Genomic DNA, 22,730 nt, shown 5'->3' on the forward strand with positions numbered 1-22,730 from the left:
GACATTATCACGACACTGATTTTACACATGACTATCAGTTCTTAATACCTAGGGGGTACTTTTAATCGTGATAATGTTCTTTTATAAAAACTAACTAATTATGAAATCATTTTTTTTAATTTTATTATTAATTTTTCCATTATACCTTTCAAGCCAAACAGAAATGAAAGAAATTAAAGGAGGAACTTTCACTCCATTATATGGGGTTGATTCATTAAAAGTCTCAATTAAACCTTTTAAAATGGATATCTACCCTGTAACAAATGCTGAATATGTAGAATTTGTAAAAAAATATCCTGAATGGAAAAAAAGTAAAATCAAAAGAATTTTTGCAGATAAAAACTATTTGAGACTTTGGAACAATGATACTATTTTCGATCCTAATTCAAAAGCAAATAGCCCTGTAACAAATGTTTCCTGGTTTGCTGCTAAAAAATATTGTGAATGCCAAGGTAAAAGATTACCAACTGTAGATGAATGGGAATTTGCCGCAATGGCGGATAAAACTTCCCCAGATGCAAGAATTAAAAAAACTTACAATCAATTTATTTTAGGATGGTATGAATCTCCTTTTAGTCGTAAAGATACTGTTGGATCAACCTTCAAAAATTATTGGGGAATTTACGATTTACACGGTTTAGTTTGGGAATGGACAATTGATTTTAACTCTGTTCTAATCTCAGGAGAATCAAGAAAAGATGTTGATAAAGATAGTAATCTATTTTGTGGTAGTGCAGCTGTAGGTGCTTCAGATCTAATGAATTATGCTGCTTTTATGAGATATGCATTTAGAGGAAGTATTAAAGCTCGATACGGAATACAAAATCAAGGATTTAGATGTGTGAAGGACATCCAATAAATTGAAGACTACTTAAAACTAAAGAAAAATGAAATTAATCAAATATATATTACTTATATGCTTTACATTAAATCTTATTTCATGTAAAGAAAAAGTAAAAAACAACCACCTTAAAACAGAAGTAGATTCTAAAAAAGATAATTTTACAGATCTTTCAATTTATAATTTACCCTCAAATTGGACAAATCAAGATAATAAAGTAATTCAATTAAAAGAACTTAAAGGTGATGTTTTAGTTATGGTGATGGTTTATACCACATGTAAAGTAGCTTGCCCAAGACTAGTCGCTGATATGCGAACAATCGAATCTAAAATAACCAAAAAAGAAAACCAAAATGTAAAATACATTTTGGTAAGTATTGATCCAAAAACGGATACTCCTGAAAAACTAAAAGAATTTGCTATCGAAAATAAATTAACGGATAATCATTGGATGTTATTAAGAGGAACTGAAAATGATACAAGAGAATTTGCAGGTGTTTTAGCTGTAAATTATAAGAAGATTTCACCAATGGATTTCTCTCACTCAAATATCATCAGTGTTTTCAATCAAGAAGGAGAACTTACTTTCCAAAAAGAAGGTTTAGGAATCAATATTGATGGTACAGTAGATAAAATAAAAGAATTAGTAAATCCCAAAAAATAAACTTTTATTCTTTTTATGATTCACCTCATAAAAATATGTCTTAACAAAATTTTATTTTCGCATCATTATAAAAGATTAAAAGGTCTTTTTTGACTTTATAACCAAAAACAGATATTATGCTCTCAAAAAAACAAGCTCGTACATTTTTTTTAGGAGGAACCTTAGTTACATTTTTAGCATTTATTGCCTTAACTATTTTTTCTTTTAGCAAAAGTCAAGATCAATCAAACTATGAAAAAATAACCGAACAAGTTGTTCGAGGTAAAGATTTATGGGAAAAAAATAATTGCATGGGATGCCACACAATTTTAGGAGAAGGTGGTTATTATGCTCCAGAGTTAACAAAAGTAATTGACCGAAGAGGTGAAGGATATATTAGAGCTGTTCTAACAACTCCGATGCCCTGGAATCCGAATGGAAGAAAAATGGTTGCATACGGATTTTCACAAGAAGAAGCAGATGATATGATTGCATTCTTTGACTGGATTGACGATATCGACTTAAATGGATTCGATACAGTAGTTTCACCATTAGCTAAAAACAAACAACAATAAGAACATTATGAAGTATAAATCACAGAAAGTAGCCTATTGGTTTTTTGCATTTTCAATGCTACTGTTAGTATTACAGATAGTTTATGGATTTATAATGGGATTTGCCAGAATTGGTTTTGATAATTTACACGATTTTATCCCATTTAATACTGCAAGAGCAGTACATACAAACTTATTAGTTGTTTGGTTATTGTCCGGTTTTATGGGAGCTGCATACTATATCATTCCTGAAGAATCTCAAAGAGAACTTGTAAGTGTCAAATTAGCTTATGCACAATTAATCTCATTAGCCGTTGTAGGTGTATCCGCAGTTGTAGGGTATCACTTTAACTGGTGGGAAGGAAGAAAATTTTTAGAAATTCCGAGACAATTAGATTTCTTAGTTGTTATTAATGTTCTATTATTCTTAGGAATTATTTTGATGACCTTATACAAAGGTAAAAGAAGAACAACAACATCTCTAGTTCTATCCATGGGACTATTATTTGCTGCACTTTTATACTTACCTGGAATGCTTCCTTTCGATAGTCAAGTAACAGATTCATTTTTCAGATGGTGGGTAGTTCACTTATGGGTAGAAGGTGTTTGGGAATTAATTATGGGAGGTATTTTATCTTTCTTATTAATAAAACTGACAGGTGTTGATAGAGAAGTTATTGAAAAATGGTTATATGTTATTGTTGGGCTAACTTTCTTATCTGGAGTTTTAGGTACAGGACATCATTATTATTATATTGGTGTAAATAAAATCTGGTTAGTTGTCGGAGGTATCTTCTCTGCTTTAGAACCATTAGCATTTTTAGCAATGGCAATTTTCGCAGTAAATATGTATAGAAAAGGGGAGAAAAAACACCCAAATACAGTTGCTCTTTTTTGGACTATTGGATCTGCAATTGTTTCATTTATTGGAGCTGGTGTATTAGGTTTTGCACATACTTTACCACAAACAAATTTATACACACACGGTACATTGGTAACTGCTAGTCATGGTCACCTTGCCTTTTGGGGAGCTTATGCTATGATTGTTTTTGCAATTATAAGTTATGCGCTTCCAAACTTAACAGGAAGAAAATTATATACAAATAATAGAGGAAAATTAGCGTTTTGGCTTTCAAATATTGGAATGTTAGGTATGACTGCATCTTTTGGTGTAGCAGGTATCGCACAAGTTTATATGGAGCGTAAAATGCATATGGACTTCATGACAGTTCAAAAAGAAATAAGTATTCACTTTGTTATGTTAATTCTTTGTGCAGCATTATTCTTCACAGGGATTGTATTATATATCGTAGATTTCTATAAATACGGAAAACCTACAGATGAAGCTCTAGAAATAGACACTACTTCTATAGCCGAAGAACCCACTGAAAATGTAACATCAAAAGTTACACATAAAGAATTAGAAGAAACGTTTTAGTTAGTAGATAGTTGAAAAACCTGATTATAAAACCCCTATTTAACTGTAATCAGGTTTTTTTTAAAAAACAAATATGTAGCTATTTTGAAAAGCTTATAAAAATTTTAGTTAGTAGATAGTTAGAAAACCTGATTATAAAATCCCAAATTAGCTGTAATCAGGTTTTTTAAAAAACAAGTAAGCTTCCTTAAAGGTTACATAAAAGAATTTTAGTTAGTTTATAGTTGAAAAACCTGATTACAAAATCCCAAATTAGCTGTAATCAGGTTTTTTTAAAAAAAAGTGAATAAAGAATTATGGAAACAATTATAGATACTTCAATAGAAAAAAAAATATTCTATAGTCCATCTGGAAAAGAAATAGAAGTATTTCATCATGCTTTTAATTGTAAAATACCTATCCTACTTAAAGGACCAACTGGTACTGGAAAAACTCGCTTTATTGAGTTTATGGCACAAGAGTTAAATAAAGAATTAATCACTATTTCTTGTCACGAAGAAACTTCTTCTACAGATTTGATTGGTAGATATATTATCAAAGGTGCAGAAACTATTTGGATTGATGGACCACTTACAACAGCAGTTAAAAATGGTTCTATCGTTTACTTAGACGAAATTGCAGAAGCAAGACCTGATGTTTTAGTTGCAATACACGCCTTAACGGATCATCGAAAAGAATTACATATTGATAAATTAGGAAAAACTATCAAAGCTAAAGAAGGATTCATGTTGGTTGCTTCTTTCAACCCTGGTTACCAAAAAGGATTTAAAGAATTAAAACCATCTACTAGACAGCGTTTTATTTCAGTTCCTTTTCAATATCCATCAGCAGAGAAAGAACTAGAAATTTTAATGAATGAAACAAATGTTGCTAAGAAAGATGCGCAAAACTTAGTAAAAATAGCAACTAAAATAAGAAACCTAACAGAATTAGGTCTAACAGAAACCGTTTCTACTAGACTTATTGTTGATGCGGCTTTATTAATTGTTTCAGGTCTTCCGAAAAGATTAGCTGTTCAAGTAGCAGTGATAGAACCTCTTTCTGATGATTTAGAAATTACAGCTGCATTAAAGGATTTATGTGATTTATTAATTTAAGATAATGCTATGTTTGAACCAGATGAGTTTATATTTACTAAAATTGCAATGTTCTTTAAAAATAGAAAGAAAAAATCTATTCAAGAAGATTTATCTTTAGTAAAACTAGAAGAAGTAAAACCGCAATTAACACTTATTTCTAGAGCATTAACAGGAGATGCAATAGAAATTTTTCCTGCAGAAAATGAAGGTGGATATAAAGGAGTAAATTTATTCTTACCAACATATATAGCATTATTTAAGAATGCGGAATTAAACTATTCTTTTTATTTATTTCGCATATTCTACCTCATCACGCAACGTTCTCTAAACCTAAATCTTACAACAGAAAAAGAAACCGAACTTTCTGTTGCAAGACAAAATGCAAGACAAAGTGCCTCTGAAATATTAAAAGAATTATTTCTACAATATCCTACATTAGAAGACTTATACACAAAATTAAATAATGCTTTTCCCAAAGAAAAAATAGAAAAAGAAGAGTTCTTTAAAGAAACTATGTTTTTCGGAAAATGGATGCAAAATGTTTCGGAAGATCCAAATGCAAAAAAGCTTGAAAATATTTCTTTAACTACCAAAAAAGCAATTGAAGAGGAAATAAAAACCATTCTTAAAGCTAAAGCTGTTGAAGAAGTAAAAACAGTTACTATTGATAAAAAATCGCAAGAGGATTTTGTACTTACACATAATTTTGAAAAAGTAGAAACTGCCGAATCTTATGAAAATGGTGCAAGAGATTTTGACGGGGATGATGAATTAGAATCTCACGAAAATGCAGTGGAAGAATTAACTATGAAACATGTCGTTCGAGTAGATGATCCAACTCACTCTATTTATCAAACGGATTTTATTGAAAATACAAGCATTGCAGAAAGTACAACTATAAGTTCTGACTCCAATTTCATATTATATGATGAATGGGATTATAAAAATAGAAAATATAAAAAGGATTTTTGTAAAGTATTCCCAAAAAACAACTTGACAAGAGATATTGGTTTTTATTCAAAAACAATTAAAGAGCATACAGTAATTTTAAATTCTTTACGTAAACAACTTACATCAATACATAATAAATATCAAATACAAAAAAGACAAACGCAAGGAGATGATTTTGATCTAGATGCTATTACAGATGTCTATGCAGATATTCACTCCAATAAAACACCTTCGGAGCAGATTTATATCTCAAAACGAAAACTAGAAAAAGATCTTTCCATCTTGATCTTATTAGATACAAGTCTATCCAGCGATGGTTACGTAGACGGATTGCGAGTTTTGGATATCGAAAAACAAGTGAGCCTCCTTTTCGGAACACTTTTACATGAATTTCAAATAGATTTTTCGATCCAAAGTTTTCATTCCAAAACAAGAAATCATTGTTCCTATCAAAGTCTAAAAGGTTTTGACGAATCTTGGGAAAAAAGAAGGGATTTTGTGAGTGGTGTTCAAGCGGAAGGATATACCAGAATCGGAACGGCTCTTCGTCATTCGGGAACTTTAATCAATACTAGAGGTTCTAAAAACAAATGGATTATCATGCTTTCTGATGGTAAACCTAATGATTATGATAAATATGAAGGGAAATATGGTATTAATGATGTCAAACAAGCTTTACGGGAATTACATCAAAATAATATCCAAACGTATGCTTTAGCTATTGAGTCTCAAGCTAAATATTACCTCCCACAAATGTTTGGCTCTAGTCATTTTGAGATTTTAAAATCACCAAAAGAAATGGTTGTAGCACTATCCACACTTTTCGAAAAAATAAAATATAGAAATTAAAAAAAGCCATCAAAACGATGGCTTTTAAAATTCAAAATATTCTTGTCGGATTATAATCCTAACACATCATCCTTAGTTCCTCCAGCAATTTTCATTACCTCAGCAATCAATTCTGGTGCTACATTTAATTCTTCCATAGTAGCTTTTAAGTGCGTTGCAACAGCAATAAAATGTGATTCATTCAAACCGTTTTTAACCATTGGAGCATGCGCATCTCTCATGTTTTTCCCAGTGTACTGAAGAGGAGCTCCAAAAGCATAAGCTAAAAATGCTGTTTGTTTTCTCTTTTGTGCTACCATATCCGTAGTATCAAAAAATCCGTTGATAGAATCATCTGCTAAAACTTTAGCATAAAAAATATCTACAGCAGCTAAAACTGCATCCATTCCTCCAATTTTCTCAAATAACGACGTTTCTGTTGTTGTAGTAGTATTCATATCTTTTAGTTTTTATGTTTTGTTTGTGTCGCAATATAGTCGGATGCATTACAATTGTAAGACTATTTCGTTAAACTTATTTTCATTTTATGATAATTATCATTTTTTAAACATTTTTATTTCACGCAACCACCTATTATTTAATTATTTATGTAAATTGAGCTAAAATTGCTGTGAAATTGTTTTTTTATCCATAAAATTTAAAATCTACTACAACTAAATTTTATTCTTTACTATTTCTTAGTTCTGAGAAACAAGTTCGTTTTCTACAATTTTTTTTAAACCTATAACTGCTTTTTCTAAAAACCCTTTAGAAACAAATTCTCTTTGAATCCCCTCTCTTAATTGTTTCTCAAACCCTTCATTTATAATATTCTCTAAAGGAAAAGAAATCACATATATCTGATTATAATCTCCTGTATCACTTCCTCCTTCTCCCTTTTTAACTGCTTTTGTAAACACATTTTGTTCTACTAGAAATTCTTTAAGATCAGATCCATATCTCGTATTTGTCTTTTTATACAATTCAAAACAGGCCCAAAAAGTATTATGATACCTGAAATAATCTAAATCTATCCAAAAACGGAATTTTTCTGCAAATTCTACATTCTCCTTCAAAAAAGAATCCTCACTCAACTTCTCTCTATCTACAAAAAAATGTTTTGCCTTAGAAGTATTTTTTGTTGAATAAGGCGGATATCCTATTTCAGTCATAATTTTAAACACAATGTCGGAAACATATTGTAATAACTCTCTATCTATTGCCTTAAACTTTTTTATTTCTTCTTGCTTCTCATGAAACAACACCAATTTTTCATCCATTTTTTTATTCATGTATTTGTTTTGATAATAAGATTGAACATTCGATATATATTCCTTTAAAAACAATAAATGACGATCATCCGAATTCATATAAAACGAAGATAGATTTTGCATCACTTTTTCAACTAATTCTTTATGAAGGATATTTACGAAAGGCTTTCCTTCTGGAATCTTTTCAGAATTCACAGAAAGTACAATTCCTATTTTATTTACAGCAGAAACCGTATCATAATAATCTTGTAAATCATTATACAAATCTGCATAAATCTTATTTTCTATAATTATTCCCCAATTAGTACTTTGAGATTCTTCTTCAGAATCTTCAGAGTCTTCTTTGATTACAATATCAATTCGTTTACTATTCGGAGTAACTACCTCTCTTTCTACAATAAAACTTGTATCAAAATGCTCTCTTTCAAAATTCGTCTTATCTTCTATTTTACTTTCATATACATCCAGTAAACTATTCAAAAACAATCTCTGAAAACCATGCTCTTCCACAGCATCAAAATAAAAAGCCAACATATTGCTATTTACATTCTCCCAAGAAGGATATCCTGCAATCGATAGCATATTTTTTCTAGTTTTAGAAGTCTGTGGCAATGCTTCTAAAAATTCATCTAGCCAGTTTAGATTCATATAATTTCTTTTTCTTAATTTCTTTTGACAGCATCTAAAGTCTGTCCTTCTTTATTTACCCATTTTTTCCAACCATTAGTCGCTCTCCCTATCACTACACCTCCTGCTGTACTTGGTGCATTAAAAATATAATCTTCTTGAAATTCTAAATAGTTTTCTTTTTCCTGTACTATTGCATTTTCAATCAGTTTGGCTCTCAATTTCAAAATATTTTCTTGACAAGAAGGTGTTGTACTTTTAGATAATTGCGAACCTTTAAATACAATAAATCCATCATCTATTAAATCTCCTTCTGCCTGAATCCCTTTAGATTTTAAATAAAACAACTCTTTCGAAGTCAGTTCTTGTTTGTCTATTTTATCATACACAGGGTAATTCAAAGTTGATAATAATATCTTTATCGTATCAAAACTATCTAACAAATCTGCTTCCATAGATTCTGTCACAAAAGGCTTTGTAGGAACAACCAAATTTTCTGTTCGATATCTATTTACTTCCTTTGCTTTTTGTATTGCAGTATGTTCCAAATATTTCACATGTGATTTTGTAAAAGCATTAATTTTCGAAACAATAACCACAGCATGCGTCCAAAATTCTTTTTTTCGATTATGTTGTTTTAATCTTTCTAAGCAATCTTCTGCTTCCCCAATATATACTTGTGGTTTTAAAGTTTCTTCGGATGCTCCAAATAAAAAATAAATCCCTACATTTTTTAATTCTTCTCTTGTAGAAATATATTCTAATTTATTTCTCGGCACCAATACTGCTTTTACTACTCTATTCGTTATCTCAGCAATTTTCACACTTCTTGGCGAACCGTCTGGTAAAAATATTTGTATAGTTTGTGGTCTGTTCATTGATAATTCTTTAACTTAACACTCCTTTGATTCCAATATTATTGGCAATATCTCTTTTGAATTTTATAAATGGATCTGTATTATATTCTTTATCAAAAAGTTCTTTACCAAACAAGTCTCTATAAAAATCTTCTTTAGATCTTCCTGTTAATTTGCTCATTTCTTCTATAAATGAATCTGAATAATTGATTCTTTTCTCTACAATATCTAATCCTTTATTTTCATGAAAATCATATCGTTCTTTTATTCTAAAAATTCTTAAATATTCCTTTATATTAATATTTGTCTTATCGTAATTACTTTGTATTTTTAGATCATTTATGTCTTTAAACTTTTCTACTTCTTGATTATAATAAACTTTAAATTTAAAATCTTTATTAAAGGAATAATTAGTAGAAGTTGCTATTACAGTGTTTAAATTATCGTTAATTGTAAATTCTTTATTATGTTTAAATTTCGAATTACAAGGGCTGCATGATGGTATTAAATTATATAGACAAATCGAAAATATTTTATATTCTCCTTTAGGTAAAATATGATCAAGGGTAAAATGATTTCTTGTTTCATCATTTTCATCTATAAAAGAATAAATATGATCCATATTACAATAAAAGCATGTATTTAAAACAACCTCTTTAGTATCTATTAAAAATTGATTGATTTTCTCACGCTTATTTTTATAATTAATCCATTTATTAAAAATAGTTATTTCAGTTTCATTAAACTTATCTTCATTTTTTTTTCCAATAATCTTAGATAATTCAATAATTTCTTCAAATGTCAAAGTAACAAGTTTTTCAAATGTTAAATCATCATTGTTAATTTTTAAATTATATCTTTTAAATATATCATCTATTTCACTTGTATCTTTTTTGCTACGAATAGCTATAAAAAAATCAGTGTGAAAATCTTTATCTGTAGGATACTCAATCTTAATCATTCTTCAATCTATTAATGTTTTGTTTTATATAATCAATATGATTTTTGATGGTATGTTTCACTAAACCTTCCCCAATATTTTCACAAACAAATTCAAATTCTTTTATTTTTTCTTGAGCTTTTTTAGAGGCTATCTCAAGATCTTCGTCAGAATGGTCTACATCTTTAAATTCATTTTTTATAAAATCATCTACCTTGCCTTCTACCATTATAACTTTATAATAAAAATCAACAATCTCTTTAATCTTTTTTGTAGCAAATGCACCCATCGTAGATTCCATAAAAAAACTATTGGTTAACAATTCATGAATATTTGCTCCAAAAGTATTTTTCATTTCTTTTAAATAAGGTTCACCATCTTCTAAAAATAAAATATTAGACTTTAAAATATCAGAAATAATAAAAGGAGAATGCGTTACAAAAAGAATGTTTATTGCTTTGACTCCTCCATTATCACTTTTCAATGGTAATTTAGAAAGAGAAACTAACAAATCGGATAAAAATTTTCTTTGATATTCGGGGTGTGCATACAATTCGATTTCGTCTAAGATCAAATTCACGTTTTTATAAGAAACGACACCTTCTTTATTAGGTATTACTGAATTCAAATTTCTTAAATGATACAATATAGAATTGATAGAAAAAATCTGTTGTTTTTCTCCTGAACTCAAAGTGTTAAAATGAATTTCTTTTTCTTCACCTTCTTTTTTTGCATTAATATTTTCTAATTCAATATCAATATCGAAAATAGGAGGTGGTACAAAGTTTATTATTTTTGATTCATCTGTTTCTTTTTTTATTATTTCTTTTGACAAGACATCAATAATAATCTCAATATTATCATCTTCACTATAAATCCCTTTTGTTAAATAATTAACTGTTTGATGAAATTTCAAAGCGATATGGCTAGTGTCTTTTTTAAGTAAATTAAGATACTCTTTAAGTTTTTTTTCATCATCTACTAACCCTTTTCCACTAAAATATTTGTTATATATTGAATATTTTTCAGCAATACTAGTGATTTTATATTTTAGATAAGTAATTGCTTTATATCGAATCGACTCTTCTTTGTCTATTTTTAAGACTTCCTTAATAATAGAATCTAATAAATCATTATTGATTTCAAATTTATTACTTCCATCTCCATTCACATATTTAGACTCTAATCTTTCAGAAACAGTCAACTTCAATTTAACTGCTTTTAAAGAAGGAGTCAACATTCGAAATTTATTCTCCTCTTTTTCAGAACTAGGTAAAAGTAAATTAGAAACCATTCTAGACTTTGTCAAATAAGCTTCTGTATTAATATCAATATTCCCCTTTTTTCTATAAGGCATCATCACTAACGGTAATTGATATCCATCATTTTTATGAAACAAAGGCGTTAACCAATCTTTTCCTTTTAGTTCACTAGAATTTAAACCGTAATGAGAATAATTTATTAAAGCTGTATAAAAGAAATCTTGAAAATTGAATTCCTTTGCTTTTTCTTCATTACCTAATTTTACAATTTTTTCATTTTTCCAATTTTTATCTCTCATACCCCATTTCGAAATTAATGTTTTATTATCACGTCCTGATGTATCTATATGTAAACGATAAACAGATTCGGCTGAGATAAAAAACAAATACAAATTAATAGGACTTGTAACTTTTAAATATCCCTCAGTGGTGGTATCATTCATCCAATCAATGTTATTATTCTCTTTTACGAACGTATTAATCGCCATCAACAACAACTCAATCAAACTACTTTTCCCAGAACCATTCTTCCCAACGATAGCAGAAACACTAACATTAATTCCATCAATATTTTTAGAATAAAAATCGGTAGGAACTTTATAATCTGGATTTTTAATTATCCCTCCCTTTTCAGGATCAATAATATAATCATTAGAAAAATAATAGACTAAAGTTTTTTCATTTTCATCTTTTATTTTTAAAGCCTTCAAACCTTCTTTTGAACACCCTTTTAAAGGTTGTAATGCTAATAGTTTAAATTGTTCTTTTTCGTTACTCATTTTTTCAATTCTTTATCTTTTTCAAAAAAAGCCTCTCACCAAAAACAGCAAAAGGCTTTCATTATTATTTACAATTTATTTTGTGGTTTCACTATCAAACGCTTCTTTCAAAACAGCTTGCATCAGCATTTGAGCATTCGCTTCACTGGTTTTAATTTCTTCTTCTAAGGTTTGACAGTGTTGCATTAAAACATCTATCCTTTTTACTATTTCATTCTTTTCTTCAATTGGAGGAATAGGAAAATCAATATCTCTAATAGTTCCCATTGATAAGCTTGGTTGAGCAGTTGCTTTAATATGCTTGAAAATTTCTTTCTGACCTACAAAGGATAAAAGAAAATAGTTTAAATATTTCACATTAACCATCTCTTCACATTTTATAAATGGTTCCATTTTTGCAACATTTGGAGCAAGATGCCATCTATTTTTCTCGTTAAAAGTAGCGACATCTCCAATACCTGCACCAATAAAAGTAACAAGTAAACATTGTTTGGTTAACGAACACCTATCTAATAATAAACTTGTTTTTTTATCTATATAAAGAAGTTTTTTTTTGTCAATATCAATTGGTCTAACATTTTGTGCTCGAATCACAGGTATTTCACCTTCAGTTTGAAGTGATATATGTTTTGTATATTCAAACCCTGCTAGCTTCGTGATAAATAAAATATCATCTGCTTTACACCATTTCCAGTTGTTAGGAATTTTAACATTATCAATTAATGATATAGGGTGTTTAATTGTGTTTCCTTTTTTTAGTTTTTTATCTTTTATCAGTTGAGCTTTTTCTGCTTTAATACGTTTTAGCAACTCACTTGCAGGTTCTGTATCTGGGTTTTGCTTGCGCCAATCTTCTGTTAATTTTCCTTGAATGGCTTCCTGTAGGATGGATTGTTTTAGTTGAGTTAGAAGGTGTTTTTGAGAAGAGATCTCATTATTTAAGGTTTGAATTATTGAATTATTTTTTTCAAGTTCGATAATTTCTAATTGTCTTTCAATACTTGGAATAGTGATTTCTACACTTTTAATTTTTTTAATAGTTAAAGTAACATTTGCTGCACCTTTCATTAAAGGAACTAATAAATGATCTTTAAAATAAGATAAATAGATATGTAAAAATTTTGGATTAATTATACCCTCATCTTTAATAATAATAGCAGATAATATAGTACCAAGTGCAAATTTCCCTTCTTGATAATGAATTCTTTTAATACTTGCATGTCCATGACCAGTTGAAGAAACAAGAGGCACTAATACTGCTTTACAATTGAATTGATATTCATTGTGTGTTAATCTTTTTTCAGCAGTTACAACTAAAGGATATTCTCCTTCAATTGCTTTTTTAATACCTGTTCCTCCCTTAATTACATCACAATAATCTCCTATTTTTATTTTTCTAATTCCCATTTAATAATTGTTTTAATGACTGAACAATTTCTGTTGATTTAGAAAAAGATTTTTCAAGCCTATTAAAAACTTCTTCGCTTGATAATTCAACTTCTTGAACAATTGTATTTGGGTTTTTGATATCTAAATCCCAATCTTTTAAATCTTTCACATTTACCTTCCAAGAAAGATCAGTTTCCTTACGATCTTCCCACCAATTTATAATTGGCTGAAATTCCTTAAACTGTATTGGTTTGGTTTTAGAATACGATTTTTGTCCTTCGGGTAATTTGTGTTCGTAATACCAAATGTCTTCTGTTTTTTTTCCTTTCTCAAAAAATAACAAATTAGTACTTACAGTCGCAGGAAAAAAAGTACTTTGAGGCAAACGGATAATCGTATGCACATTACAATCGGTCAATAATTTTTCACGAATACGTGCTTTTACACCATCTCCTGTAATAGATCCATCAGGCAATACAATAGCGCATCTACCATTAGGTTTTAATAATTGCAACATCAAAATCACAAACAAATCCGCAGATTCTTTACATCTATAGCTAGAAGGGAAGTTGGTTTCTACACCATCTGCAATACTAGCTCCAAATGGAGGGTTGGCAAGAATTACATCTACTTTATCTTTAGCTTTAATCCCATTATATTCTGTTTTTAAACTATCTTGATATACATAGTCAGGAATGTCTATTTCATGTAAAATTAAATTGGTCAATCCCAATACATAAGCTACTGGTTTTAGTTCCCAACCTGTAATACTATTTTGTAGTTTATGTTCATCCGAAACTGTTTTTACATAATGAGAACGTACATGTTCAATAGCTTCTGTTAAAAAACCACCTGTACCCGCAGCAGGATCCAAAACTTTTTCACCTAAAGTAGGATTCGTCATTTTAGTCATTAATTGTGTGACAGCTCTTGGAGTATAATATTCTCCTTTATTCCCTGCATCACGCAATTCTACTAAGATACTTTCATAAATATCCCCAAATACTTGTTTGTCTTTTGAGCTATTAAAATCAATTTCATTCAATTTATTAATCACTTTACGCATCTCGTAACCTGATTTCATAAAGTTGTTCGAACCTTGAAATACTTCTTTAACAATTTCAGCTCTTTTAGGATTTATATTGTTTGTCAAGTTTCTTAAAGTAGCAAAAAGACCTAGGTTACTTTCTGCATTACTATCAATAAACTCTAACAATTCATCACCAGTAATTCCTTCTGAGTCACTAGCCCACGTACGCCATTGAAATTTCTCAGGAATTACAGATTCATAATTATCTTTAGTAAGTTCTAATTCTTGATCTTTATCATCAATTATTTTTAAAAATAGCATCCATCCCAATTGCTCTAATCTTTGAGCATCTCCAGAAATTCCTCTATCCTGTCTCATTATATTTCTTATGCTGCTAATTACAGCTCCTACATTTGCCATTCTATGCTGTTTTGTATAATTCTTGTTCTAATTCTTTTAATGCTTTTAAATATTGTGTTTTTCCTCCAAATGTTTTTACCAATTCTAAAGGAGTTCCTAATTTATTTAGTGGATCTAATTTCAATACTTCTAATGTTTCAATGGTAACCAATCCATCATTAGTATATTTATCTAATAAACTTTTTAAAACTTCTTGAGCTTGTTTCCCGTATTTGATAAAATAATTACGTTTTTTTACGTTTTCAGCTCTTTCTTTTCTTGATAATGGTTTTGCATCAAAAGCTACATGGCAAATTAAATCAAAAGGATCAAATTCTTTACCAACTTTTTCTTTTAATTCATCAAAAAATACACCTTGTTCTTCTAGTTCTTTAATAATTACTTTTTTCTGATCTTCTTTATTCCATCTTAATAAAAAATCATCTAAAGTTCTATATTGTTGATTGACGCTTTTTTTGGTATAATCTCTAAAAGATTCCATAATTAATTTACCATCAACATCCAAATGCTGTATGCTTTCTCCCATAATAGAAACACGTACACCATCTACTCTAATTTTTTCTCTGTACTCTTCAATGATATCTCCACCACCTGTAACTTCTGGATATGGTTTGGGTTCAGGAAATTCAACTTCAGTTCCATCCAACCTATCCATAATTGGCTCTTCAGGTGCAATATCATCAACAACTGTTAAATCGTCATCTCCATCAATATCTTTTATCATTTCAGGATCTCCATCAAATTCAGGATCTGCAAAATGATTTGTAGCGTTTCTAAAATCCATAATGGTAAAATAATTTTTACCATACTCTTCATTAATTCTTGTTCCTCGCCCTATAATTTGTTTAAACTCTGTCTTTGATCCAATATTACTATCTAGAATAATCAGCTTACATGTTTGTGCATCAACTCCTGTTGTCATTAATTTTGATGTAGTTGCTATCACAGGGTATTTTTCACTTGGTGAAATAAAATTATCCAATTCTCTTTTACCTTCTTCATTATCTCCTGTAATTTGCATAATGTATTTATTATTCTCTTGATACAAATCAGGATTTGCATTTACCAATGCAGAACGCATTCCTTCTGCATGTTCTATGTCAATACAAAAAACAATAGATTTCGCATAACGATCATAGCCTTTTAAAAACTCCGTAATTTTCGCAGCGACTACTTTTCTTCGTTCTTCTACAACAATAGATCGATCAAAATCTGTACGATTATAAATTCGATCTTCTACAGGATTTCCTTTTTTATCTAAAAATCCTTTTGGAGGTCTCCAACCTTCCGCATCTATATCTAAAGTTACTTTCACAACCTTATAAGGTGCTAAAAACCCATCGTCAATTCCTTGTTTTAAGGAATAGGTATAAATAGGCTCTCCAAAATATTCAATATTCGAAATTTCAGTTGTTTCTTTTGGAGTCGCTGTTAAACCAACATGAGTTGCAGTATTGAAATAATTTAAGATTTCTCTCCATTTACTATCTTCTTTGGCACTACCTCTATGACACTCATCAACAATAATTAAATCAAAAAAATCAGGACTAAAATCTTTAAAAGCATCTGAAACTTCAGGATCAGAATTACTCAATCCCTGATAAAGCCCTAAAAAGATATCAAAAGCTTTGTCAGCAGTATCAATTCCTCTTTTTTTATTAGAAACTAAAACATCTTTACCATCTTGATTTACTATTTTCTTTTTGATAACAGTCATGGCATCTTTAAAATGCCTGAAATCACCTCGCAAAGTTTGATCAATTAAAGCAGTTCTATCAGCTAAAAAAAGAATTTTTCTTTTAGATTTAGATTTAAATAATCGATGCGCAATTTGAAAAGCAGTATAAGTCTTTCCTGTACCAGTTGCCATCACCAATAGAATCCTTTTTTGATTTTTAGCAACAGCCTCTACAGTTCTATTAATAGCTATTTGTTGATAGTACCTAGGAGTTCTTCCTGAATTATCAGAAAAATAATCTTGAGTAACAACTTGTTCTTGTTCCTCGGTTTCAATTCCTTTATATTTTTTATACTTCTGCCATAATTCTTGTGGACTAGGAAATTCATCTAAGCTGAGTTCTTTTTCAATTTGACCATCAGTTGCAGTTTTATCATGAAAATAAAAACCATCACCATTACTACTAAATACAAATGGAATGTCTAATGTATTCCCATACCCTAAAGCTTGTTGTATACCACTTTTTAAAGTGTGGCTATTTGTTTTTGCTTCAATAACAGCAATAGGTACATTAGGCTTATAAAAGAGGATATAATCTGCAAATTTTCGTTTCCCTCTTCTGGTCATTTTCCCCTTTACATAAATCCTTCCATCTGTAAAATAAATTTCACGACCTATTTGTGTGAGTTCATCCCAACCAGATTTTAATATGCTTGGCGTTATATATTTTGCTTTAATGTCTGCTTCTGATAAATCTTTCTTATTCATGTTTTTTTTAACGAATATTTTATTTCTAAACGCAACTATTAAAAATCATAATTACATAAAAAATAGTTTTATTTATTTTTCAAAACAAAAATAACACAAAACATAAACAAATCCTTACGGGTTTCCGTATTTATCTAGAAAAAAGAAAGCTACTAGAAATATTTTAACAAAGACAATTAGAATATGATAAAAGAAAGTATTTTTTATCTATATTTAATAAACTAAAAACCAATTAATTAACAATAAAAATAAAAAGATTAATGCAATTATTTAGTATACATATATTTTCAATACAAAGACAGTTGTATTTATCACTCAGTCACCTGTTTTCAACACTCAGACAGATGCATTTACCACTCAGTCACTTGTTTTCAACACTCAGACAGTTGCATTTATCACTCAGACACCTGTTTTCAACACTCAGACAGTTGCATTTACCACTCAGACACCTGTTTTCAACACTTAGACAGCTGCATTTATCACTCAGTCACCTGTTTTCAACACTCAGACAGTTGCATTTATCACTCAGACATTTAAAACAAAGCCGGTGCCTGAGGCTCTCGAAGGACGGTGCCTGAGGTTCTCGAAGGACGATGCCTGAGGCTCTCGAAGGTCGGTGCCTGAGCGGAGTCGAAGGCACAACAATCAAGAAAAATTTAAAAATTAATATATTATGAACACAAGAAGAACGCTTACAGAAGCACAAACTCTAGAATTTTACAAAGCAGCACTAGAAAACGCAGAAACACAAACAGAAATTGCAGCAATCTTGGCAGAATACGGATATGACAGTACCGTAATCGAAGAAGGAAAGGCAATCCTAACACAAACAGAAGAAGCTTTTCGTTTCAATAAAAAAGAAGACACCGAAACTTCACAAGCTTACAGGGCCTACACAGAAGCAAAAGAAAGACTAGAAGAAACATTCAGCGCACATCGTAAAAAAGCAAAAGTAGTATTCCGCAAAGAACCAGGAATCCTTAGCGATTTAGAAATTATCGGAATCATCCCGAAAGCCTACACCAACTGGATGGAGAAAGTAAAACTTTTCTACACAACACTAAATGACACTCCTGAAATCGCAACAAAATTAGTTAGACTAAAAATTACAGCAGAAGACATTACAGCTGCCATAGCACTAATTCAAGAAGTAGAAAGTGCTAAAACGCTACACTTAAAAGAAAAAGGAGAATCTCAAGACGCTACCAAACAAAAAAACAAAGCCTTCGAAATAGCAGACGACTGGATGAGCGAATTCTTCGCCGTAGCAAGAATCGGCCTAGAAGACCGCCCTCAACTAATGGAATCTCTAGGAAAAATAGTTTTGAGTTAAAAATATAATTGACCACTTCTAGCTTCTACTTTTTAGGAATATACAAAAGTGATTATAAGCAGTAATAAATAACAACCACCCCTAACCCCTCCTTTTTTAAGGAGGGGAACATATATAAAAACTTCTTTTCTCGAAAAGAAGAAGAAAAACTCCCCTCCTTTTGAAGGAGGGGTTGGGGGTGGTAAAAAAACACCAACTATGATATATCTAAAAATCTTCAACAAAAAAGGATTAATAAAACACCGCAAAGAATTAAGAAACAACGCCACTCCAGCAGAATCTCATCTTTGGAAGTTTTTACAAAAAAGAAAACTAAGCGGTTACAAATTCCGAAGACAACATAGTATTTTCAATTTCATAGTAGATTTTTACTGCCCAGAAAAAAAATTAGCAATCGAATTAGATGGTGCACATCACTACACTCAAGAAGGCATCGAAAAAGATAAAGAAAGAGATAAAACCCTAAAACAACTCAACATAAGAACTATCCGTTTTGAAAATAAAATAGTTTTAAATAATACTGAAGAAGTGCTAGATAAAATATTGGAGGAATTGGAAAATAACCACCTAACCCCACATTTTAAAAAATATTGAAATAATTATTAGCAATAATCATAAACAACCACCCCTAACCCCTCCTTTTTTAAGGAGGGGAAACTAATATATAAAAACTTCTTTTCTTGAAAGGAAGAAAAAAACTCCCCTCCTTTTGAAGGAGGGGTTGGGGGTGGTTCACCCCTGAAAACCGTGAAAAAAAATCAAACAAAATTTCCGTATTTGCAGAAGATTTAAAACAATTATGAAATATGGAAACTCCAAAGCACTTAGTAAATATCTTCAACACAGCATTTCGATTAATAAACAGTAAAAATTTAGAATTAGAAATCATCGACTTCTATCACGAATTTCTGAAACATCCAGAAAAAATAATGGATTATGATTATTTTGCGGTAGCGAATGAAAACATCGAAAATGCTATTGAAATCTTGTCACTTTTCACAAAAGAACAAGAAGAGAATGCTTTGGCGAATTGGCTTTTAGGAGTAGCCTATTTTAGATTGTACAAATTTGATCAATCAATTATTTATTTTCAAAAAGCGCAAAGTCTTGAAGACAAAAATGTGTATTTCGCTTTTTTCAATGCGATGAATTTTACGGAATTAAATGAAATTGAAAAATCGAATCTGATTCTTGAAACTTTAAATCAAAATAAACTATTGAGTCCTCACTTTAAACAAAAAATTGCTATCGAGAGAGGATATAATTATTATCGATTAAAAGATGCTCAAAAATCTGTAGAAATCTTGGAAGCTGCAGTAAATTTGAATCCTGAAAACTCGGAATTATATGAGAATATTGCAGAAGGATATATAAGTTTTAATAAAGAGAAGGCATTATTAAATTATAGCAAAGCAATCCGTTTTGATGAAAACAGAGTGCATTCTATTTACATGAAAGGAGAACTTTTGAAACAATATAATTCTATCGAGGAAGCGCTTTCTTGTTTTGAAAAAGTATATAGTTTGAATCCTGATTATTTAGAAATTTTCTTCCAACTTGGTTTTTGTAATTTGCGACTTGGAAACCATCAAGCTGGGATTAATTATTTTAAACAAGAACTGAAAAAAAATCCTTCTAATTTATTTACACATTACCAAATTGGAATTTGTTATTTAGGTTTAAAAAATTATGATAAAACATTAGAAGTTGGAGATTTCCTTTCAAAAGTAGATGCTAATTTTATTTATGCTTATAAATTAAAATCTAAAGTTTATCAAGAGTTAGAGCAATTTCAGAAAATAATAGAAGAAAATACAAAGATTTTAGATATTGCAGAAAATGATTTGGAAGCGCTTTTAGTTAGAGGAAATGCCTATTTTGATTCTAAAATGTATGAGGAAGCTTCGGACAATTTTAAACATATTTTACAAATCGATATGCGTAGTTATTTTGCAATCGATGCGATGTTTGGAATTGGACAAGTTTTGGAAAAATATAACGATTTCGAAAATGCTTTGGTGACTTACAGTGAAATCACAAGAATTACTCTGAATCATTATAATGCTTTTTATCGAAAAGGATATTGTGAATTTCAACTGAATAAATTAGAAGATGCTCTGAAAACTTTTAATACAGTAATGGAAATTAATCCAAACTTTGGAGCTGTATATTTAGAAAGAGGTTTGGTATATCGTGAACTTGGAAATTTTGAAAAAGCTATGGAAGATTTAGAGATTTATACTACAAATTATCCAGAAAATGTTGAAACTAATTTATTATTAGGGAATTTGTATTATGACAGTAAACAACTTGAAAAAACGGTTTCTTTTTATACGGAAAAAATCAAAGCATATCCTAAAGAGTTAGAATACTATTTTCATAGAGGAACCGCTTATCACCTACTTCAAAAATTTGATTTGGAAACGCAAGATTATGAATTTATTCTTTCTGAAAATGAAAATCATTTTGCTGCGCTGAACAATCTTGCTCTTTTGAAAACCAAAGAAAATGATATCGACGGCGCTTTAGAATTGTATTTGAAATGTTATGAAATTAATGACGACAATGAAGCTACAAATTTTAATCTTGGAGGAATTTATGACACAAAAAAAGATTATCAAAAAGCAATTCATTTTTATTCAAAAGCAATCGAAATAAATCCAAAAGAAGAATTTCTACTTAAAAGAGCAGAAGTTTATAAAAAAGTGGAAGAAAAAGAACTTTTACTAGCAGATTATGATCGACTGATTGATGAATATTTTTCTACGAAGGCAGTGTACGAAAAAATAATTTATTTTATCAATAAAAAGATGAGAAAGGAAGGTTTGGAACTTTTTGATAGAGCAGCAAAAGCAAACAAACTGACAGATGAAATCATCAATCTAAAAATTGTTATTCTTAATAAAACAAAGGATTATCCTGAGATTTTAAAAACATTAGATTTTGGTTTAAATCTATTTCCGAAAAGTAAACTTTTATATTTCAGTAAAGGTTTTATTTTAAACGAAATTCAAAACAAAGACGAAGCTATCGAAGCTTATGAAAACGCAATTTATTTAGGAGACACCAAGGATAGTCCAATTTATTTACTTCGAATATTTTTGGAATTGGAAGATTATCATGCTGCTTTGGAACTTAGCTCAAATATAATCGAAAAAGATAATCTACAGGACGGCTGCGAGGAAATAAATGTGATTCATGCGATTGCAAATTTTAAATTATTCAATATTGATTTGGCTAAAAAGAAGTTTGAGCATATTGCAACAAGTACTCCTATTCATGTAGAACCAGAATTTTATTTAGCTTTTATAAAAGAAATCGAAGAAGATAATTTTAAAAAAGTAGAAAAATTCAAGAAGTTAGAAAAAGCTTTGAAACCAGTTTTTAAATTATCTCAGACAAACAAAAAAGCTGCAAAAGAAGAACTGATGAATATTATGAATAATGATTTAATTTTTCATGATATCTTATTTATTCTTGATGCAGTTTTGGAATATAAAATCTCTGAAAATTATCAAACGGCAGATGATAAAATCACAAAAGCTGTTAAATATTTTTCTCAAAACGACACACTGAAATTTATTCGTGGAGTTGTATATCGAAAATGCAGCATGAAATATTATGAATATTCAAATAATTGGATTTTAGATATGAGGAACCTTCCAAAATCTAGACTTGCAAATGCTTATATTGCTTTAAATTATTTTGATTTAAAAGACTATGATAAAGCAATTGAACATTTTAAAATTGCGGAAGAAATCAGGGAAATTTTCCCGAATGAAAAACTTTGTCTAGCAAAAGCTTATCTAAATAGATCAAATGTTGCCTATGCTATTCCTGTTTTAAATGATTTGATAGAGAATAATGAAAAATCTAGTGTTGCAATTATTGGTGAAGCTTATTACTTAAGAGGAAAACACCGCTTAGAAATGAATCATATAGAAGCTGGTGTAAACGATTTAAAAAATGCAAAAACTTTCAATTTTCAAGTAGAAGAAATTGATGAAATGATTACGAAAATGAACTAATTTTTAATTGAATC

Annotated in this window: 17 protein-coding genes; 9 read left to right on the top strand and 8 right to left on the bottom strand. The window is 29.6% G+C overall.

Translation table 11 applies throughout. The annotated features are described in order from the left end of the window. Window positions 1-100: 100 nt before the first annotated feature. The 6 genes from I0K12_RS14545 (at window position 101) to I0K12_RS14570 (ending at window position 6,355) form a co-directional block, all read left to right on the top strand. Window positions 101-859, top strand: a complete 759-nt coding sequence (locus I0K12_RS14545) for a formylglycine-generating enzyme family protein (protein WP_196888862.1) — start codon at window positions 101-103, stop codon at window positions 857-859. Window positions 860-887: 28 nt separating this feature from the next. Continuing rightward, window positions 888-1,505, top strand: a complete 618-nt coding sequence (locus I0K12_RS14550) for an SCO family protein (RefSeq protein WP_196888863.1) — start codon at window positions 888-890, stop codon at window positions 1,503-1,505. A 116-nt stretch (window positions 1,506-1,621) separates the two neighbouring features. After that, a complete protein-coding gene (locus tag I0K12_RS14555) occupies window positions 1,622-2,059 on the top strand; it encodes a c-type cytochrome (RefSeq protein WP_196888864.1) in 438 nt (145 codons plus the stop codon). Between the two features lie 7 nt (window positions 2,060-2,066). Continuing rightward, on the top strand, window positions 2,067-3,476 hold the full coding sequence (locus I0K12_RS14560) for a cbb3-type cytochrome c oxidase subunit I (protein ID WP_196888865.1): 1,410 nt from the start codon (window positions 2,067-2,069) through the stop codon (window positions 3,474-3,476). 296 nt (window positions 3,477-3,772) lie between these two features. Then, window positions 3,773-4,573, top strand: coding sequence for a CbbQ/NirQ/NorQ/GpvN family protein (locus I0K12_RS14565; RefSeq protein ID WP_196888866.1), 801 nt, complete (start codon window positions 3,773-3,775; stop codon window positions 4,571-4,573). 9 nt (window positions 4,574-4,582) lie between these two features. Further along, window positions 4,583-6,355, top strand: coding sequence for a nitric oxide reductase activation protein NorD (locus I0K12_RS14570; protein ID WP_196888867.1), 1,773 nt, complete (start codon window positions 4,583-4,585; stop codon window positions 6,353-6,355). A gap of 50 nt (window positions 6,356-6,405) precedes the next feature. Here I0K12_RS14570 and I0K12_RS14575 read toward each other — a convergent pair whose 3' ends face one another. The 8 genes from I0K12_RS14575 to hsdR form a co-directional block, all read right to left on the bottom strand. Further along, window positions 6,406-6,792 (bottom strand): group I truncated hemoglobin, encoded by a 387-nt coding sequence (locus I0K12_RS14575; RefSeq protein WP_196888868.1) that lies wholly within the window; start codon window positions 6,790-6,792, stop codon window positions 6,406-6,408. 240 nt (window positions 6,793-7,032) lie between these two features. Then, the gene (locus I0K12_RS14580) at window positions 7,033-8,253 is read right to left on the bottom strand and encodes a PD-(D/E)XK nuclease family protein (RefSeq protein WP_196888869.1); all 1,221 of its coding nucleotides are present in this window, start codon (window positions 8,251-8,253) and stop codon (window positions 7,033-7,035) included. 14 nt (window positions 8,254-8,267) lie between these two features. Then, the gene (locus tag I0K12_RS14585) at window positions 8,268-9,110 is read right to left on the bottom strand and encodes a GIY-YIG nuclease family protein (protein ID WP_196888870.1); all 843 of its coding nucleotides are present in this window, start codon (window positions 9,108-9,110) and stop codon (window positions 8,268-8,270) included. Between the two features lie 10 nt (window positions 9,111-9,120). Then, window positions 9,121-10,050: an HNH endonuclease gene (locus I0K12_RS14590; RefSeq protein WP_196888871.1), complete on the bottom strand. Its 930-nt coding sequence runs from the start codon at window positions 10,048-10,050 to the stop codon at window positions 9,121-9,123. Then, entirely contained in the window at window positions 10,043-12,070 is a 2,028-nt protein-coding gene (locus I0K12_RS14595; protein ID WP_196888872.1) for an AAA family ATPase, read from the bottom strand. The genes I0K12_RS14590 and I0K12_RS14595 overlap by 8 nt, the downstream gene beginning before the upstream one ends. Before the next feature lie 75 nt (window positions 12,071-12,145). After that, the gene (locus tag I0K12_RS14600; protein WP_196888873.1) at window positions 12,146-13,477 is read right to left on the bottom strand and encodes a restriction endonuclease subunit S; all 1,332 of its coding nucleotides are present in this window, start codon (window positions 13,475-13,477) and stop codon (window positions 12,146-12,148) included. Beyond that, entirely contained in the window at window positions 13,467-14,909 is a 1,443-nt protein-coding gene (locus I0K12_RS14605; RefSeq protein ID WP_196888874.1) for a class I SAM-dependent DNA methyltransferase, read from the bottom strand. Before I0K12_RS14605 ends, I0K12_RS14600 begins: the two co-directional genes overlap by 11 nt. A 1-nt stretch (window position 14,910) precedes the next feature. Continuing rightward, window positions 14,911-17,355: an EcoAI/FtnUII family type I restriction enzme subunit R gene (gene hsdR / locus I0K12_RS14610; RefSeq protein WP_196888875.1), complete on the bottom strand. Its 2,445-nt coding sequence runs from the start codon at window positions 17,353-17,355 to the stop codon at window positions 14,911-14,913. Window positions 17,356-18,028: 673 nt separating this feature from the next. Between hsdR and I0K12_RS14615 the strand changes: the two genes are divergently transcribed. From I0K12_RS14615 to I0K12_RS14625, 3 genes are all read left to right on the top strand, one after another. Continuing rightward, the gene (locus I0K12_RS14615; RefSeq protein ID WP_196888876.1) at window positions 18,029-18,688 is read left to right on the top strand and encodes a hypothetical protein; all 660 of its coding nucleotides are present in this window, start codon (window positions 18,029-18,031) and stop codon (window positions 18,686-18,688) included. Between the two features lie 198 nt (window positions 18,689-18,886). After that, window positions 18,887-19,282 (top strand): endonuclease domain-containing protein, encoded by a 396-nt coding sequence (locus I0K12_RS14620; protein ID WP_196888877.1) that lies wholly within the window; start codon window positions 18,887-18,889, stop codon window positions 19,280-19,282. A gap of 212 nt (window positions 19,283-19,494) precedes the next feature. Next, a complete protein-coding gene (locus I0K12_RS14625) occupies window positions 19,495-22,716 on the top strand; it encodes a tetratricopeptide repeat protein (protein ID WP_196888878.1) in 3,222 nt (1,073 codons plus the stop codon). Window positions 22,717-22,730 lie beyond the last annotated feature (14 nt).

The organism is Aureivirga sp. CE67, from assembly GCF_015767245.1.
Classification (GTDB): Bacteria; Bacteroidota; Bacteroidia; order Flavobacteriales; family Flavobacteriaceae; genus Aureivirga.